Source organism: Parageobacillus thermantarcticus (genome assembly GCF_900111865.1).
Lineage (GTDB): Bacteria > Bacillota > Bacilli > Bacillales > Anoxybacillaceae > Parageobacillus > Parageobacillus thermantarcticus.
Genome location: NZ_FOJS01000004.1, coordinates 108,277 through 126,168, shown reverse-complemented (window position 1 = coordinate 126,168; position 17,892 = coordinate 108,277). Strand labels below are relative to the sequence as shown.

Sequence of the window (17,892 nt, the reverse complement as noted above, 5' to 3'; positions counted from 1 at the left end):
CCGTCCCACCCGGGTTGTCAGCTGGCGTGGATACGAACCGTTGCGATATCCTTTTCGTTCTTCCGTTCGTTCATAACGGCGAGCCCCCAGCTGTTCTTCTACTTGTGCCTCGAGGATTTGATTGAGGACTTGTTCCAGTAGCTTAGCTAATCCTTCATCTCTGGTGAATAACCCGTGCAGAAGTTCATCATTTAGGGTAATATGATATTGAGCCATGGTTGCATTCCTCCTTATGTTTGGTGTTTGTTTGTCCACTGTTTATTCTACCAAAGGGGAAGCAACATGGCTCTTTTTCTATTTCCCTTTTTACACAATTATATGGACTTAACTATGTGAATATGTAAAAACGATGTTCGAAACTTATCCACATATTCGTAAACGTAGCAAAAATCTTGGGGCGGTTGACATTTTGTTAGATTGTTCAATATAATTAGAAAGACTGCCCGTAACAGTTATTCCTCAGGGAGGTGTCATAGATGAAACGGACGTACCAACCAAATAGACGGAAACGTAGCAAAGTTCATGGGTTCCGTGCGCGCATGAGCACGAGAAATGGTAGAAAAGTGCTTGCGCGTCGTCGCCGTAAAGGAAGAAAAGTATTATCCGCATAGGCCACTGAAGTTTCAGTGGTCTTTTTTCTCAGCGATGTCTGGATATGAAAAAAAGATGGAGTGTTTCCGTGATATGAAGAAAAAGTATCGCATAAAGAAAAACGAAGAATTTCAAGAGGTGTTTCAGCGCGGTACGTCGATGGCGAATCGGCAATTTGTTATTTATATGCTTGACCGGCCTGGGCAACCGTATTTTCGAATCGGATTATCAGTGAGTAAAAAGCTTGGGAAAGCGGTTGTAAGAAACCGAATTAAGCGTTACATCCGACAAGTTTTTTTGGAAATGAAAGACGATATTTTGCCGGGAAAAGACTATGTCATTATTGCTAGGATTCCGGCCGCGGACATGACATATTTTGAGGTGAAGAGCAGTTTGCTTCATGTATTGCGCAAGGCGGGCGCGCTAAAAAGAGAGATAAAATGAAAAAGAGCGCCCATTTTGTTTGCAATGATGTTAAAATACATATTTAGGATATGCGAATTTGTCGGTTAGGAGGAAAAAGATGGTGAAGAGGCGAATTTGGTTAACGATTTGGTTAGCGGCGTTGCTTACATTCATATCAGGCTGTACGCAAATTAATGAACCGATTACGCCAGAGAGCAAAGGTTTTTGGAATGAGTATATCGTATACCCGCTCTCTTGGTTAATTAAATATGTTGCTAATGTTTTAGGCGGAAGCTATGGATTGTCGATTATTGTCGTCACGATTTTCATTCGTTTGCTTATCTTGCCATTAATGATCCAGCAAACAAAAAATGCAAAAGCGATGCAGGCATTACAGCCGGAAATACAAAAGCTTCGAGAAAAATATAGCTCTAAAGACATGCAAACGCAACAAAAGCTCCAACAAGAAATGATGTTGTTGTTTCAAAAGCACGGCGTAAACCCGATGGCGGGATGTTTTCCTATTCTTATTCAAATGCCGATTTTAATCGGATTTTATCACGCCATTATGCGGACGAGAGAAATTGCCGAACACAACTTCTTATGGTTCGACCTCGGTGAAAAAGACCCATATTATATTTTACCGATTGTCGCAGGGATTACGACATTTATCCAACAAAAAATCGTAATGGCTGGCGCAGGGCAACAAAATCCGCAAATGGCGATGATGCTTTGGATGATGCCAATTATGATTGTGATTTTCGCCATTAATTTTCCAGCTGCTTTATCGCTTTATTGGGTAGTTGGAAATATTTTCTCTATTGCGCAAACGTATTTCATTAAAGGACCGACTATTGACTCTGCCCGTTCAGGAGGAACGAAAAAGTGAAAGAAGTAACCGCGACCGCCGCTACTGTTGATGAAGCTGTGCAGTTAGCGCTGCAGCAGCTCGGTGTTTCGAGGGACCGTGCCGAAATTATTGTGCTAGAAAAAGGGAGAAAAGGATTGTTTGGAATTTTTGGGAGCAAACCAGCGGTTGTAAAAGCAAAACTCATAGCAGACCCGGTTGAAGAAGCGGAGTTATTTTTAAAAAATGTTGTAAAACAGATGGGAGCAACAGCGGTAGAAATCGAGAAACAGCAAAACGGCAACCAAGTCACATTCATGATCACGGGAGAACAAGTCGGTTTGTTGATCGGAAAACATGGACAAACATTAAATTCGCTGCAATTATTAACTCAGCTTGTCGCAAACCGCTACGCAAAAGAATATGTTTCCATTATCGTTGACGCGGAAAACTATCGAGAAAGACGGAAAAAAGCGCTTATTCAGCTGGCGCAAAAGTTAGCGGAAAAAGCGATAAAAACAGGAAAAGAAATAAAACTGGAGCCGCTTCCAGCACATGAACGAAAAATTATTCACACCGCGTTGGCGAACAATGAAAAAGTGACTACTTATTCGGTTGGGGAAGAGCCACGCCGTTATGTGGTAATCTCTCCAATCAAATGACAAGTCATGTCGATGAAAAGGGGCTATCTCTTGAACAAGCGAGGCAGCCTCTTTTTCTTCTTTTTTAGATTGAGTTTAACGCTCGTGTTTTTAGCTTTCCGTATAAGCACTTCATATTGTTATTCACATGTGGATAAGTTAAAATTGAAATGATTAACGAAAAATTGTGGATAGATCGTTATTGGCAACGGCAGTTGTCTAACATATAGATAGATCAGTTTTTTTGTCTGTCAGCAAAGAGAGGTGAGAAAGCGATGGAATTTGATACGATCGCCGCGATCTCCACACCGATGGGAGAAGGAGCAATCGCGATTGTCAGACTGAGCGGCGATGAAGCGATAACCATTGCCGACCGCATTTTCCAAAGCCCAAGCGGGAAACATCTTAAGGATGTTCCATCACATACGATTCATTACGGTCATATTGTTGATCCAAAAAGCGGCCAGACGGTCGAAGAAGTAATGGTATCGGTCATGCGTGCGCCAAAGACGTTTACGAGGGAGGACGTTGTCGAAATTAACTGCCACGGCGGGTTGGTTTCTGTCAATCGCGTGTTGCAGCTTGTATTAACGAACGGGGCGCGGCTTGCCGAGCCAGGAGAATTTACGAAACGCGCGTTTTTAAACGGAAGAATTGACTTATCGCAAGCGGAAGCGGTTATCGATTTGATTCGGGCGAAAACGGACCGGGCGATGAACGTGGCGCTGCAGCAAATGGAAGGGCGCTTATCGAAACGAATTCGCGAATTGCGGCAGACGATTTTAGAGACGCTCGCCCATGTTGAAGTGAACATTGATTATCCCGAATACGATGATGTCGAAGAAATGACGCCACATCTGTTAATGGAAAAAGCGCAATACGTACGCGAACAAATTGAAAAATTGCTGCAGACCGCACAGCAGGGCAAAATTTTGCGAGAAGGTTTGGCGACGGTCATTATCGGCAGGCCGAACGTTGGAAAATCATCGTTATTAAACGCGCTTGTGCATGAAAACAAAGCGATTGTCACGGACATTCCCGGAACGACGCGCGACGTGATCGAAGAGTACGTGAATGTGCGCGGTGTTCCGCTTCGATTAATTGATACGGCAGGGATTCGCGAAACAGAAGATATTGTCGAGCGCATCGGCGTCGAACGCTCGCGGCAAATGTTGAAGGAAGCTGATTTAGTTTTGCTTGTGTTAAATTATCATGAGCCGCTGACAGAAGAAGACGAAAAGCTTTTTGACATGGTCAAAGGAATGGATTTCATCGTTATCGTGAACAAAACCGATTTGCCGCAAAACATCGATATGGATCGGGTCAAGCAATTAGCGGAGGGTCGTCCGATTATTACGACATCTCTGCTGCATGAAAAAGGAATGGAAGATTTAGAAACCGCTATTTCCGACATGTTTTTCAGTGGTGCTGTCGAAACAGGCGACCTTACGTATGTTTCGAATTCACGCCATATCGCTTTGCTTCAGCAAGCAAAAAAAGCGATTGAAGATGCAATTTCCGGCATTGAATCCGGAATGCCTGTTGATCTTGTACAAATCGATTTGACAAGAGCATGGGAGCTTCTTGGCGAAATTATTGGCGATACGGTGCATGAGAGCTTAATTGACCAGCTGTTTTCGCAATTTTGTTTAGGAAAATAATGAAGGAGGAAGTAGCTATGGACTATCATGGAGGTTCGTATGACGTCATCGTTGTCGGCGCCGGCCATGCTGGATGCGAAGCGGCGTTAGCGGCGGCGCGCATTGGCGCGAAAACGTTAGTGATTACATTAAACCTTGATATGATCGCATTTATGCCATGTAACCCGTCGATCGGCGGCCCGGCAAAAGGAATCGTCGTCCGCGAAATCGACGCGTTGGGCGGGGAAATGGCGAAAAATATTGATAAAACATACATCCAAATGCGGATGCTCAACACCGGAAAAGGTCCAGCGGTGCGGGCGTTGCGCGCACAAGCGGACAAAGTGCTGTATCAACGCGAAATGAAAAAAACGCTTGAAAATCAAGAAAATCTTACATTATTGCAAGGAAAAGTGGAACGTTTGATCGTAGAGAACGGCGTATGCAAAGGCGTTATTACCCATACGGGAGCGCATTATTACGCAAAAACGGTCGTGATTACAACAGGAACGTTTTTGCGCGGCGAAATTATTATCGGCGACATTAAATATTCAAGCGGACCGAACAATCAGCAACCGTCGATTAAATTGTCGGAGCATTTAGAAGAGCTCGGGTTTAAGCTTGTCCGCTTTAAAACAGGAACGCCTCCGCGCGTCAACAGCCGCACGATTGACTATAGCAAAACGGAAATTCAGCCAGGGGACGATGTGCCGCGGGCGTTTTCCTATGAAACGACGGAATATATTACCGACCAATTGCCGTGCTGGCTCACGTATACGACGCCGGAGACGCATCGCATCATTGATGAAAATTTGCATTTATCGCCAATGTATTCCGGGATGATCAAAGGGACAGGCCCGCGCTATTGTCCATCGATTGAAGATAAAATCGTCCGTTTCCACGATAAACCGCGCCATCAAATCTTTTTAGAACCGGAAGGGCGCGAAACGGAAGAAGTATATGTGCAAGGATTGTCGACAAGCTTGCCGGAACATATTCAGCGGCAGTTGTTAGCGACGATTCCTGGCCTGGAAAAGGCGCAGTTAATGCGGGCGGGCTATGCGATTGAATACGATGCGATCGTGCCAACGCAACTATGGCCGACGCTGGAAACAAAGCTGGTGAAAAATTTGTACACAGCTGGGCAAATTAACGGAACGTCCGGGTATGAGGAAGCGGCAGGACAAGGAATTATGGCGGGGATCAACGCGGCGCACCGGGCGCTTGGAAAAGAAGAGATTATTTTAAGCCGTTCCGATGCGTATATTGGCGTGTTGATTGACGACCTTGTCACAAAAGGCACGAACGAACCGTATCGATTGTTGACATCCCGTGCCGAATATCGCCTATTGCTTCGTCATGACAATGCCGATTTGCGTCTAACAGAGCTTGGATATAAAATCGGATTAATTTCTGAAGAACGTTATCAAAAGTTTTTGGCGAAAAAGGAAGCGATCGAAAGAGAGAAAAAACGGCTTCAAACTTATATCATTAAACCAACTCCGGAAGTGCAAGAAGTGATTCGCAACGCAGGCGGCAGCGAGTTAAAAGACGGCATTCGCGCTGCTGATTTATTGCGGCGCCCGGAAATGACATATGAACATATTAAACAGCTTGCTCCAGCTGAAGAAGAGATTTCGCCGGAAGTGGCGGAACAAGTGGAAATCCAAATTAAATACGAAGGATATATTCAAAAATCGTTGCAGCAAGTCGAACGCCTCAAAAAAATGGAAAATAAAAAGATTCCGGAAGATATCGATTATGACGCCATTCACGGCTTGGCAACAGAAGCGCGGCAAAAACTAAAACAAGTGCGGCCATTGTCGATTGCACAAGCTTCGCGCATTTCTGGAGTAAATCCTGCTGATATTTCGATATTATTAGTGTATTTGGAACAAGGAAGAATCGCGCGCGTGTCGAATGAATAAAATAAAGGAAAGGATTGACATATGGATACAGCACAGTTTCGGGCTATGCTTGAGGAGAAAGGCGTTTCGCTTTCTTCTCAAGCATTGGCACAATTTGAACGGTATTATGAGTTGCTCATCGAATGGAACGAAAAGATGAATTTAACTGCGATCACGGATAAGCCCAGCGTATATTTAAAGCATTTTTTTGATTCCATTTCTCCGGCTTTTTACTATGATTTTTCCCGATCTTTGTCGCTTTGCGACGTAGGCGCGGGCGCGGGGTTTCCAAGCGTTCCGTTAAAAATTTGCTTTCCGCATTTGCGATTATCGATTGTCGATTCGTTGCAAAAGCGCATCAACTTTCTCCAGCATTTGGCTGCTGAGTTAGGATTGACTGATGTCGCGTTTTATCACGATCGCGCTGAAACGTTTGGGAGGAACAAAGAATTCCGCGAATCCTTTGATGTCGTCATCGCAAGGGCAGTGGCGCGCATGCCCGTATTAAGCGAACTATGTCTTCCACTTGTCAAAGCAAACGGCACCTTTATCGCCATGAAAGCCGCTTCGGCACAAGAAGAATTGGATCAAGGCAAAAAAGCGATTCACGTGCTTGGCGGAGAAATTTCCGCCATCGAGCGGTTTACGTTGCCGATCGAGCAAAGCGAACGAACGATTATTTTCATCCGGAAAGTGCGAAACACGCCAAACAAATATCCTCGCAAACCGGGAATGCCGAATAAGCAACCGATTGAATGAGCTTTTTACATTAGGGGAGAGTTTTTAAAGGTGGTGTAGGGGAATGAAACATCCTTTCTCTCGCTTCTTTAGCTTTGGCGAAAAGGAACAGGAAGGAATGGGAAAACGAGAAAAAGAAGAAATAAGAAAAATTCCGGTTTCTAAAATTATTCCGAACCGTTTCCAACCGCGGACGATTTTTGACGAGGAAAAAATTGAGGAACTAGCGTTAACGATCCATACGCATGGCATTATCCAGCCGATTGTTGTCCGCGAATGCGAGGATGGAAAGTTTGAAATTATTGCGGGAGAACGAAGATGGCGCGCCGTTCAAAAGCTCGGTTGGTCGGAAATTCCAGCGATTGTCAAAAATTTAAACGACAAAGAAACCGCCTCGGTAGCATTAATTGAAAATTTGCAGCGGGAAGAATTGACGCCGATTGAGGAAGCGATGGCATACGCGAAGTTGCTGGAGCTGCATAATTTGACACAAGAGGCATTGGCGCAACGGCTTGGAAAAGGGCAATCGACGATCGCAAATAAATTGCGCCTATTAAAGCTGCCGCAAGAAGTGCAGGAAGCGCTTTTGCAGCGAACCATTACGGAGCGTCATGCACGCGCATTAATCGTCTTAAAAGATAAAGAAAAACAATTAAAATTGCTGCGAGAAATTATTGAAAAACAATTAAACGTCAAACAAACGGAAGATCGCGTATTAAAACTGCTCGAATCGATGAATCGAAAACCGAAGCCAAAACGAAAAGCGCTTAGTAAAGACATGCGCATCGCCGTCAACACGATCCGGCAGTCGCTCACGATGGTGGCAAACAGCGGCGTAGCGGTTGATTCCGAAGAAGAAGAATTTGAAGACTATTATCAAATTACGATTCGCATTCCGAAAAAATAAATGGATCCAAAAATGTTTTACCTCATCAAGTTGCCTTTGATGGGGTTTTTTCTTTCTGCGTTTATGTCGTAACCAATGTTCAAGGTCCGCTTTTTTCGATGAAGACTCCTGTATTAGGAAATAGCAAATGCGATTTAGTTTTCCAGTGATCAGATTGGATCGAGAGTGGATTTTTATGCAATAATTACGACTTGATCCTTTTTTCTTTACGTGCATAGAAAACAAGCCGATTTCATTTGTTTCATGTTAAAATAAACATATGAGTACCAATTAGAGGTAGGTGGCATCGTGGGCAAAGTAATTGCGATTGCAAATCAAAAAGGCGGAGTCGGAAAGACGACAACGGCGGTTAATTTAGCGGCTTGTTTAGCGCATATTGGAAAAAAAGTACTGCTTGTTGACGCCGATCCGCAAGGAAACGCGACAAGTGGGATCGGAATTGAAAAAGGGGACGTCGATGAGTGCATTTATAACGTTCTGATCGGAGATTTAAAAGCGAAAGATGTGATAAGACCAACCAATATTGAAAATCTACATATTATCCCAGCAACCATCCAGTTAGCGGGGGCGGAAATTGAACTCGTATCGGTCATTTCCCGCGAAATCCGCTTAAAAAATGCGCTTGATCCGCTTAGGGAAACATACGACTTTATTATTATCGATTGTCCTCCTTCGTTAGGGCTATTAACGCTAAACGCGTTAACGGCGGCCAGTTCTGTCCTTATTCCCGTGCAATGCGAATATTATGCGCTCGAAGGGCTTAGTCAGCTATTAAATACGATTCGGCTTGTACAAAAACATCTAAATAACGAGTTGCGGCTTGAAGGCGTTTTGCTAACAATGCTGGATGCCCGCACGAATTTAGGGATTCAAGTGATTGAAGAAGTAAAAAAATATTTTCGCGAAAAAGTATATAACACGATTATTCCGCGAAATGTCCGGTTAAGCGAAGCGCCAAGCCATGGAAAGCCGATTATTTTGTACGACGTAAAATCGCGGGGCGCGGAAGTATACTTAGAATTAGCAAAGGAGGTGTTAGAGCGTGGCTAAAGGACTTGGCAAAGGGATCGATGCGCTGTTTTCTCATTTAACGTTAAAGGAAGAAGAGACGATAAAAGAAGTGGATATTCGCCAGCTTCACCCAAACCCTTATCAGCCGCGGAAAACGTTTCATCAAGAAGCGATTGAAGAATTGAAACAGTCGATTTTGCAGCACGGGATTTTGCAGCCGCTCATTGTGCGGAAAAGTATAAAAGGGTTTGAGATTGTCGTCGGGGAACGGCGTTATCGCGCCGCAAAAGAAGCAAATTTAGAAACCGTTCCGGTCGTCGTCCGGGAATTAACGGATCAACAGATGATGGAATTCGCTCTGTTGGAAAATTTGCAGCGTGAAGATTTGAATCCGATCGAAGAAGCAATGGCGTATAAAACGCTAATAGATCAATTGCAGCTTACGCAAGAGGAAATTGCCAGCCGCGTCGGGAAAAGCCGCCCCCATATCGCCAACCACCTTCGTTTATTATCGTTGCCAAAGGATGTACAAAAACTGATTGTAGATGGAACGATTTCGATGGGGCATGGGCGTGCGCTGTTAGGGCTGAAGCACAAACATAAGATGAAATTCGTTGTTGACCGTATTATTCGCGAACAGTTAAACGTTCGCCAGCTAGAGAAACTCATTCAGGAAATGAACAAAAATGTTTCACGTGAAACACCGAAGCGAAAACCGGTGGAAAAAAGCGTTTTTTTGAAGGAAAGCGAATCATTGTTAAGGGAAAAACTCGGAACGAATGTGACGATTAAACAAACTCGAAAAAAAGGGAAAATCGAGATTGAATTTTTCTCTTCCGAAGATTTAGAAAGAATATTAGAATTATTGAATGTGCGATTTGATGAATAAGCGAACCATCATATTTGGTGGTTTATTTTTTTGTGGCATGATAGGGGGAAACACATCATGGTGCTATTAGGGACGATTGTAAATGGGATTTGTATCGTGATCGGATCGTTGTTAGGAAAATTATTTGATCATATTCCCGAGCGGGTAAAGGAAACGGTCATGGGCGGAATCGGACTTGCCGTAGCGCTGCTTGGGATTCAAATGGGGATGAAAAGCGAACAATTTCTCATTGTCATTTTTAGTCTTGTTCTTGGTGGAGTGTTAGGAGAAATATGGGATTGGGATCGCAAGTTAAATCAACTGGGAGAATGGATCGAGAAAAAAATGGGAGGAAACAAGCAAAGGAATATTGCAAAAGGGTTCGTCAGCGCTACATTATTGTTTGTCATTGGCGCCATGGCGATTGTCGGCGCGCTTGACAGCGGATTGCGCGGCGATCATCGCGTTTTGTACACGAAATCGATTTTGGACGGCTTCACGAGCATTATTTTGACGACGACCCTCGGTATTGGCGTTATTTTTTCGGCGGTTCCCGTCATGATGTATGAAGGGGGGATCGCGCTGCTTGCTACGCAAATTGAGCGATGGGTACCAAAAGAAATTGTCGATTCGTTTATTGCCGAATCGACCGCAACGGGGGGAATTTTAATTATTGCAATTGGTTTAAACATGATTGGTGTCACGAATATACGTGTAGCGAATTTGCTGCCTAGCATTATTGTAACTGCTTTGGCCGTTTCCGTTCTTTATTTTTTTTGAAAACAAATCCCCTTCTTTTTGTTCATCGAAACAAGGAGGGGGATTTTTGCTAATTAGAACGGCTGGTGGCGTTTTTTGAAAATGGATGTATTTTCCATATATCTTTTTCGGCTTAACTGTCGATCTGCTTCATCGATGCCGTTTGCGATCGCTTTTGCCATGTTCATGACAAGATGGAGGCGGGTATTTTGCAAAACGAAAAATTCCATAAATCCGCTAACATTTACTACTCCGGTAATATGAAAATCGCCAACGGGAGGAAGCTGTTTATTCACTCCGGCGCCCGGCCGCACCGGTCCTTTCGCAATTGTAATAGCGCCGACGCTTTTGAGCCTTCCTAAGCAGGCATCAATGGCGATCATCAATGCGTTATGATGAATAGTGCGAATCGCGGTGATTTTTTCTTCTAGGTTTACAGCGTGGATTGGCTCTTCTAATGTTCCATATACATGAAAATGAGAAAGATGTTTTTCTTTTAACATAGTGCCAACAAGCGGTCCAAGCGAATCTCCTGTCGAACGGTCTGTTCCGATGCAAACGATGGCGGCAGGCTGCGACAAAGGAAAAGGAAGCAGCGAAACAAGCCGCAGCGCTATTAACGAAGAAGCTCCTTGCTCATCATGAAAAATATGCTCTCTCTCATCTTTTGACGAGAAAAAAATAGATGATATACTCATCATACTCCACTCCTAAATTTTCTCTTCAAGTATTAATAGTATACGGAAAATACGAAAATGATATACATTAGCGGTCTTATTTTGTTTATTACTACAAATTGATTGACGATCTTGCTAAAATAAAAGGGATGAAAGTGCAAAACGATGTAGAGGTGTGAACAACATTGGATACAGTGAAGAAGATTTTGGACCGTTTGTTCGGATTCGCCACTAACGAAGAGTTTTGGGTGAAATTAGGGGCGGGAGCGCTTAAAATCATCATTATTTTAGTGTTATGTTCTATTCTTACAAAAATTTTAAAAATTGCTGTCCATAATGTTTTTAAAATGCGGCAAAAGGCGCCGATCCGCATTTCGGAACGGCGGGAAGCGACATTGGCAAGGCTGCTTGATAATGTGATCACGTACGCATTATATTTTATTGCGCTGATTATGATTTTAGATACGTTTGGCGTGGAAGTAAAAGCGATTTTGGCGGGCGCCGGAATTGTCGGACTTGCTGTTGGTTTTGGCGCGCAAAGTTTAGTGAAAGATGTCATTACTGGATTCTTTATTATTTTTGAAGACCAGTTCGCTGTTGGAGATTACGTGCGAATAGGCAATTTCGAAGGATATGTTGAGGCGATTGGTTTAAGGGTAACGAAAATTAAAAGCTGGACAGGGGAAGTTCATATTTTGCCAAATGGAAGCATTACGCAAGTGACGAATTATTCCTTAAATAATAGTATTGCAGTGGTCGATGTCAGCATCGCTTATGAAGAAGATATCGAGAAGGCGGAGGAAGCGATCCGCGAACTTCTGCCGCAGTTACCGGAAAAATACGAAGATATGGTTGCTCCACCTGAATTGTTAGGCGTGCAAAATTTGGCTAGTTCTGAAGTAGTGATGCGCATTATTTGCGAAACAAAACCGATGCGCCATATTTCGATTGCAAGGGCAATTCGCAAAGAAGTAAAAATGCATTTAGATGAAAAAGGAATCGAAATTCCATTTCCACGCCTTGTTTTGTATAATCGTCAAGGCCAGGAAAATGAACCAGCTTCGCAAGCGAATAACGCCTAAGCAAAAGGTGGGGGTGAGCGAATGGATAAAGAATTTGGATTGTATGATATCGTCGAGATGAAAAAGCCGCATCCGTGCGGCACGAACCGATGGAAAGTGATCCGTTTGGGCGCCGATATCCGCATTAAATGCGAAGGATGCGCCCATAGCGTGCTGCTGCCGCGGAAAGAATTTGTGAGAAAGATGAAAAAAGTGTTAGTCAAGCATGAGGAATAACGACCTCATGCTCTTTCTGTAGCGAAAAAGGAGAGGAGAGTTATGGAAGAAATACATGTCACATCGTGCCCGTTAAATTGTTGGGATGTGTGCGGATTAAAAGTAACCGTTCAAGACGGAAAAGTGGCAAAAGTCGACGGGGACGAAACACATCCGATTACGCAGGGGAAGATTTGCGCCCGCGGCCGCATGCTTAAAGAGCGGACAAATTCGAGCGAACGCCTTTTGTATCCGTTGAAAAAGGTGAATGGTCAGTTTACCCGAATTTCATGGGAGCAGGCGCTCGATGAAGTGGCGGATAAACTGAAGGAAATAAAAGACCGCTATGGAACAACCGCTGTCCTGCATAGCCACGATTACGCAAATAACGGGCTGTTAAAAAATTTAGACAAGCGGTTTTTTAATTGTTATGGCGGTGTGACAGAATTAACGGGGAGCTTATGCTGGGGATCCGGCATCGAGGCGCAAACGTGGGATTTCGGCAATTCTTATAGCCACGCTCCGGAAGATATTCAAAACAGCCGCCACGTTGTCATTTGGGGACGAAATGTGGCGCGGACGAATATGCATTTGTTTCAGCATCTTCTTGCCGCTAAAAAACGGGGGACAAAAATTATCGTCATTGATCCGCTGTTCCAGCAAACGGCGCAAATCGCCGATATGTATGTATCCGTCAAACCGGGGATGGACGCGTTTTTAGCGATGGGAATTATTAAGGAAATGCTGCGCCTAGGCTTAGAAGACCGCGCGTTTATTGCGCATCATACCGTTGGGTTTGCCGATGTCGAAGCGATGCTGGAAAACGTAACGATGGAAAAAATTGAGCGGCTTACCGAAGTAGACCGCGGCGTGATGACAGAGTTAGCCGTCATTTACGGAAACCGCCCGACTGCGACGTATTTGGGGCTTGGCATGCAGCGTTACGCCAATGGCGGCAATACGATCCGCTGGATTGACGCGCTTGTAGCGATAAGCGGCAATGTCGGCATTCCGGGAGGCGGGGCGAATTTCGGCAATTTGCAAGTCGGGCAATGTTTTGATATTGACGCGCTCGCGCTTCCAGAGCGGAAAACAGCGTCCCGCACGTTTACGATGATGAAGCAGGCGGAAAGTATTTTGCAGGCGGTAAATCCTGATATTAAAATGATCATCGTCACATGCGGCAATCCGCTGACACAAGTGCCGAACACGAACTTGGTGAAAAAGGCGTTCCAGTCTGTGGATACGGTCGTTGTATTTGAACAGTTTATGACTGATACCGCTGCGCTTGCTGATTACGTATTGCCAGTAACGACCGTGTTTGAAGAAGAAGATGTTTATTACTCTTCCATGTATCACGCTTATGTTAATTATGGGCCGAAGCTCGTCGAGCCGCCGGGTGAGGCAAAGCCTGACCTTTGGATTTGGACGGAACTGGCGAAGCGGCTTGGCTTTGCCACTGATTTCGCTTATACAAGGGAAGAATTTTTAAAAATGGGGTTAAAGCCGTTGGAACGATACGGGATTACGCTCGAACGGCTGAAAAAAGAAAAGCATCTGCTTCTTCCGGTTCAGCCCGTTCCATGGAGCGATTACCGTTTCCAAACGCCAAGCGGCAAATATGAGTTTACTTCCGCGCTGGCGCAGCAAAAGGGAATGAACGGCAAACTGCAAATGATGTATCCGACCGAGTCGGAAATCGTCAATCCGCTATTAGCGAAAAAATATCCGTATCGTTTGTTGACGATTCATCCGCTTCGTTCCAATCACTCGCAGCATTACCATCTCGTCGAATCGATTCAATCGCTTAAAATTGAAGTATCAAAAGATGTTGCCGAAGAGAAAGGATTGGCGGAGGGAGATAAAGCGAGAGTGTTTAACGATCGCGGCGAATTGATTGGAACGGTAAAAATCCTTGCCAAAGCCCATCCAAAAACGATCAATATCGATGAAGGACAATGGGCGAAATTTGGCGGCGCAGTCAATGTGTTAACATCGGACCGCGAATCAGATAACGGGCGCGGCAGCACTTTATACGATTGTTTAGTCAATATTGAAAAAGTGGAAAATGACTAGCGCATGAAGGCGCTTGTCATTTTCTTTTGTACTCACTATAATGAGGAAAGACGTGAACGGAAGATCAATTCCTAATTATTGTGATAAATTTTGCGTTCAGTCCATTGAACTTTAAAATCGCTTTTTGCCGTTTTCTTTTTTATATATGATTTTCTGGGTTACCATGCGAATGAAAAAGAGGAGTGGAAACGATGGGATTAACAGCAGGAATTGTCGGTTTGCCAAACGTCGGAAAATCGACGCTGTTTAATGCGATTACAAAAGCGGGGGCAGAGTCCGCCAACTATCCTTTCTGTACGATTGAGCCAAATGTCGGCATTGTTGAAGTGCCAGATGAACGGTTGAAAGTGTTGACAGAAATGTTCAAGCCAAAACGTACAGTACCGACCGTGTTCGAATTTACCGATATCGCCGGCATCGTCAAAGGAGCGAGCAAAGGCGAAGGGCTTGGCAATAAATTTTTGTCGCACATTCGCCAAGTGGACGCGATTTGCCAAGTTGTCCGTTGTTTTACGGATGAAAATATCACTCATGTGGCGGGAAAAGTCGATCCGCTCGCCGATATAGAAACGATTAATTTAGAGCTTGTTTTCGCCGACTTAGAAACGGTCGATAAACGTATAGACCGCGTTGGCAAAATCGCGAAACAAAAAGATAAAGACGCCGTTTTTGAATACGACATTCTCACGCGCCTAAAAGAAACATTTGAGGCAGGAAAACCGGCGCGCACGCTTTCCTTTACAGAAGAGGAAATGAAGGTGGTCAAGCAGCTTCACCTATTAACGATTAAGCCGATGTTGTATGTCGCGAACGTTGGCGAAGAAGATGTCGCCGATCCAGATGCTAACCCGTTTGTTAAACAAGTCCGTGAATTCGCGCAAAGCGATAATGCCGAGGTGATCGTTGTTTGCGCCAAAATTGAGGAAGAGATCGCGCAATTGGATGATGAGGAAAAAGAGCTGTTTTTACAAGAACTTGGTATTGAACAATCGGGGTTAGACCAATTAATTCGCGCGTCCTATAACTTGCTCGGATTGGCGACATTCTTCACCGCAGGAGAACAAGAAGTGCGCGCGTGGACGTTCCGTCGAGGGATGAAAGCGCCAGAGTGCGCGGGAATTATTCACTCGGATTTTGAACGGGGATTTATTCGCGCGGAAACGGTTTCCTACGAGGATTTAGTCGCGGCTGGATCGATGGCGGCAGCGCGCGAGGCAGGAAAAATTCGGTTAGAGGGAAAAGATTACGAAGTGCAGGATGGCGATATTATTTATTTCCGCTTTAATGTTTAATATTGCTTATCGTTTTTTGTCGTGATATAATCAAAGAACGTGAGTAATTGTTTTACTCCTTGCCCTTATCGAAAGGGCCGCTTAGACCAAAAGGAGGTGAACGAACGTGAGAAAATACGAAATTATGTACATCATCCGCCCAAATTTAGACGATGAAGCGAGACAAGCATTAGTGGATCGTTTCAATAATATTTTAAAAGAAAATGGCGCGGAAATTACAAATGTGACAGATTGGGGAAAACGTCGCTTAGCGTATGAGATTAAAAAATACCGCGATGGTTACTACATGATTATTAATGTGGTATCCGAACCAAAAGCGGTGCAAGAATTCGACCGTTTAGCGCGAATCAGCGATGATATTATCCGTCATATTGTCGTAAGAGAAGAAAAATAATTTTTTTTAAAATTAAGAGGTGGTTCTGATGATTAATCGCGTAATTCTTGTTGGAAGGTTAACGAGAGACCCGGAATTACGCTATACTCCAAGTGGGGTGGCTGTTGCTACGTTTACGCTCGCTGTCAATCGCCCGTTTACAAACCAGCAAGGTGAACGGGAAGCGGATTTTATTAACTGCGTCGTTTGGCGACGTCAAGCGGAAAATGTCGCGAATTTCTTGAAAAAGGGAAGTTTAGCCGGAGTAGACGGTCGTTTGCAAACCCGCAGCTATGAAGGTCAAGATGGCAGACGTGTGTATGTGACGGAAGTGGTTGCTGATAGCGTCCAGTTTCTTGAGCCGAAAAGTAGCACAGAACAGCGCGGCATGACAGCAGGCGGCTATTATGGGGAGCCATTCCCATTTGGACAAAATCAGAACCATCGCAACACAAACGAAAATGATTTTAGTCGCATAGATGAAGATCCTTTTGCCAACGACGGACAACCGATTGATATTTCAGACGATGATTTGCCGTTTTAATCGAAAAGTAGAAAGCGCCTTGATCGGGTAGACGACGAGGAAAGGAGGATACATGATGGCAGGACGTAAAGGCGGACGCGCAAAACGCCGGAAAGTATGCTATTTTACAGCGAACGGAATTACGCATATCGACTATAAAGATGTCGATTTGCTGAAAAAATTTATTTCCGAGCGCGGCAAAATTTTGCCTCGCCGTGTTACCGGCACAAGCGCGAAATATCAACGCAAATTGACGGTTGCGATTAAACGCGCTCGTCAAATGGCGTTATTGCCATACGTAGCAGACGAATAAAATAGAAAAGCAGTAAGGGGGGAACCCTTACTGCTTTTTCTATATATGTTGCCTTTTCCTTAAGTGTGTGATCGTGTAAAGAAGGAGGCTGGAAAATTGAGTGGGGCGCGCATGATTACGGAGGCGGTGGTTCAACTTGCGCTGTTTGCCGTTTTGTTTTTAGTTTCCTTATATGTACCATTATTAGGTATGATTGCTACATTTTTTTTGCCGCTGCCGTTTATCATTTTTACGATGAGGCACGGTTATACATACGCGCTTCTTTTGCTTGTTGCTTCGCTTATTGTTTCGATGCTGGTCGGTTCGATGTTTTCTTTGCCTGTCGCGTTGATGTTCGGCACGGCAGGGATTACCGTTGGGGCGTTGCTTAGAAAAAATAAAAGCCGTTATGTCATTTTATTAGCCAGCGCGTTCGTGTTTCTGATTAACATGATCATCGATTACATCATTTCCATAAAATTTTTTGAAATGGACATTATTCAAGAATCATTTTCGGCGCTTCGCGATTCTTTTCAAACAGCGATGCAAATCATGAAAGGAATGGGGCAAGAGCCGCCGAAGCAATTGCAGGAACAACTTGAACAAGGATTGGAACTTGTCAAGTATATAACCCCGACGTTGTTTGTCCTTGCCGCTTTTTTGCTCGCATATGTAACGATCGCTGTATCTGTGCCAGTTTTAAAACGATTAAAGCTGCCGATCGGCGCATGGCCGCCGTTTCGTGATTTTACGTTGCCAAAAAGCTTATTATGGTACTATTTGCTTATGCTCATTGTTTCATTCTTTCCATTGGAAAAAGGAACGTTTGCCTATCTCGCCGTTTTCAACATATATTATTTATTACAGCTGCTGTTTATCGTTCAAGGCTTTTCCTTTTTACATTATGTTGCTGATAGAAAAAATGTGTCGAAAGGCGTTGTCATCGGTGGCACGATACTATGCTTGTTCCTTCCTTTTCTACTTTATCTTATCGCGATATTAGGTATAATTGATTTAGGGCTTGAGTTGCGAAAACGCATATGATCATCGCAATAAAGTAGATTATTT

General features: G+C 44.1%; 21 protein-coding genes. 19 read left to right on the top strand and 2 right to left on the bottom strand.

The window, feature by feature from the left end:
• On the bottom strand, positions 1–216 hold a 216-nt coding region (locus BM278_RS04705), incomplete at its 3' end, for a transposase (RefSeq protein ID WP_208601745.1).
• Between the two features lie 260 nt (positions 217–476).
• On the opposite strand from BM278_RS04705, the gene rpmH reads away from it, so the two are divergent.
• The 11 genes from rpmH to BM278_RS04650 all read left to right on the top strand — a co-directional run bounded on the left by rpmH (position 477) and on the right by BM278_RS04650 (position 10,335).
• Positions 477–611, top strand: coding sequence for a 50S ribosomal protein L34 (gene rpmH / locus BM278_RS04700; RefSeq protein ID WP_003253900.1), 135 nt, complete (start codon positions 477–479; stop codon positions 609–611).
• Between the two features lie 73 nt (positions 612–684).
• Positions 685–1,035 carry a ribonuclease P protein component gene (rnpA, locus tag BM278_RS04695; protein ID WP_090948190.1) on the top strand — a complete coding sequence of 117 codons (351 nt, stop codon included), beginning with the start codon at positions 685–687 and terminating at the stop codon, positions 1,033–1,035.
• A 79-nt stretch (positions 1,036–1,114) separates the two neighbouring features.
• Positions 1,115–1,885 (top strand): YidC family membrane integrase SpoIIIJ, encoded by a 771-nt coding sequence (spoIIIJ, locus tag BM278_RS04690; protein WP_090948189.1) that lies wholly within the window; start codon positions 1,115–1,117, stop codon positions 1,883–1,885.
• The gene (gene jag, locus BM278_RS04685; protein WP_090948188.1) at positions 1,882–2,505 is read left to right on the top strand and encodes an RNA-binding cell elongation regulator Jag/EloR; all 624 of its coding nucleotides are present in this window, start codon (positions 1,882–1,884) and stop codon (positions 2,503–2,505) included. The genes spoIIIJ and jag overlap by 4 nt, the downstream gene beginning before the upstream one ends.
• Before the next feature lie 254 nt (positions 2,506–2,759).
• On the top strand, positions 2,760–4,145 hold the full coding sequence (gene mnmE, locus BM278_RS04680) for a tRNA uridine-5-carboxymethylaminomethyl(34) synthesis GTPase MnmE (protein WP_090948187.1): 1,386 nt from the start codon (positions 2,760–2,762) through the stop codon (positions 4,143–4,145).
• 17 nt (positions 4,146–4,162) lie between these two features.
• Positions 4,163–6,052 (top strand): tRNA uridine-5-carboxymethylaminomethyl(34) synthesis enzyme MnmG, encoded by a 1,890-nt coding sequence (mnmG, locus tag BM278_RS04675; RefSeq protein ID WP_090948186.1) that lies wholly within the window; start codon positions 4,163–4,165, stop codon positions 6,050–6,052.
• A 21-nt stretch (positions 6,053–6,073) separates the two neighbouring features.
• Complete coding sequence (gene rsmG / locus BM278_RS04670) at positions 6,074–6,790, top strand: 16S rRNA (guanine(527)-N(7))-methyltransferase RsmG (RefSeq protein ID WP_090948185.1); 717 nt, start codon at positions 6,074–6,076, stop codon at positions 6,788–6,790.
• A gap of 43 nt (positions 6,791–6,833) precedes the next feature.
• On the top strand, positions 6,834–7,676 hold the full coding sequence (gene noc / locus BM278_RS04665; RefSeq protein WP_090948184.1) for a nucleoid occlusion protein: 843 nt from the start codon (positions 6,834–6,836) through the stop codon (positions 7,674–7,676).
• A 288-nt stretch (positions 7,677–7,964) separates the two neighbouring features.
• The gene (locus BM278_RS04660) at positions 7,965–8,726 is read left to right on the top strand and encodes a ParA family protein (protein WP_090948183.1); all 762 of its coding nucleotides are present in this window, start codon (positions 7,965–7,967) and stop codon (positions 8,724–8,726) included.
• On the top strand, positions 8,719–9,576 hold the full coding sequence (locus tag BM278_RS04655; RefSeq protein ID WP_090948182.1) for a ParB/RepB/Spo0J family partition protein: 858 nt from the start codon (positions 8,719–8,721) through the stop codon (positions 9,574–9,576). Before BM278_RS04660 ends, BM278_RS04655 begins: the two co-directional genes overlap by 8 nt.
• A 57-nt stretch (positions 9,577–9,633) precedes the next feature.
• Complete coding sequence (locus BM278_RS04650) at positions 9,634–10,335, top strand: DUF554 domain-containing protein (protein WP_090948181.1); 702 nt, start codon at positions 9,634–9,636, stop codon at positions 10,333–10,335.
• Between the two features lie 53 nt (positions 10,336–10,388).
• Here BM278_RS04650 and yyaC read toward each other — a convergent pair whose 3' ends face one another.
• Positions 10,389–11,012, bottom strand: coding sequence for a spore protease YyaC (gene yyaC, locus BM278_RS04645; protein ID WP_090948180.1), 624 nt, complete (start codon positions 11,010–11,012; stop codon positions 10,389–10,391).
• A gap of 164 nt (positions 11,013–11,176) precedes the next feature.
• Here yyaC and BM278_RS04640 point away from each other — a divergent pair, with 164 nt between their 5' ends.
• The 8 genes from BM278_RS04640 to BM278_RS04605 all read left to right on the top strand — a co-directional run bounded on the left by BM278_RS04640 (position 11,177) and on the right by BM278_RS04605 (position 17,868).
• Entirely contained in the window at positions 11,177–12,073 is an 897-nt protein-coding gene (locus BM278_RS04640) for a mechanosensitive ion channel family protein (protein WP_090948179.1), read from the top strand.
• A 21-nt stretch (positions 12,074–12,094) separates the two neighbouring features.
• Positions 12,095–12,289, top strand: a complete 195-nt coding sequence (locus BM278_RS04635) for a DUF951 domain-containing protein (RefSeq protein ID WP_013401910.1) — start codon at positions 12,095–12,097, stop codon at positions 12,287–12,289.
• 42 nt (positions 12,290–12,331) lie between these two features.
• Positions 12,332–14,344 (top strand): molybdopterin-dependent oxidoreductase, encoded by a 2,013-nt coding sequence (locus BM278_RS04630; protein ID WP_090948178.1) that lies wholly within the window; start codon positions 12,332–12,334, stop codon positions 14,342–14,344.
• Positions 14,345–14,535: 191 nt separating this feature from the next.
• Positions 14,536–15,636, top strand: a complete 1,101-nt coding sequence (ychF, locus tag BM278_RS04625; RefSeq protein ID WP_090948177.1) for a redox-regulated ATPase YchF — start codon at positions 14,536–14,538, stop codon at positions 15,634–15,636.
• Between the two features lie 106 nt (positions 15,637–15,742).
• On the top strand, positions 15,743–16,030 hold the full coding sequence (gene rpsF / locus BM278_RS04620) for a 30S ribosomal protein S6 (protein WP_090948176.1): 288 nt from the start codon (positions 15,743–15,745) through the stop codon (positions 16,028–16,030).
• A 28-nt stretch (positions 16,031–16,058) separates the two neighbouring features.
• Positions 16,059–16,553, top strand: a complete 495-nt coding sequence (ssb, locus tag BM278_RS04615) for a single-stranded DNA-binding protein (RefSeq protein WP_090948175.1) — start codon at positions 16,059–16,061, stop codon at positions 16,551–16,553.
• 52 nt (positions 16,554–16,605) lie between these two features.
• Complete coding sequence (gene rpsR, locus BM278_RS04610) at positions 16,606–16,845, top strand: 30S ribosomal protein S18 (RefSeq protein WP_003253854.1); 240 nt, start codon at positions 16,606–16,608, stop codon at positions 16,843–16,845.
• A 96-nt stretch (positions 16,846–16,941) separates the two neighbouring features.
• A complete protein-coding gene (locus tag BM278_RS04605) occupies positions 16,942–17,868 on the top strand; it encodes a YybS family protein (RefSeq protein WP_244151091.1) in 927 nt (308 codons plus the stop codon).
• Positions 17,869–17,892: the final 24 nt, after the last annotated feature.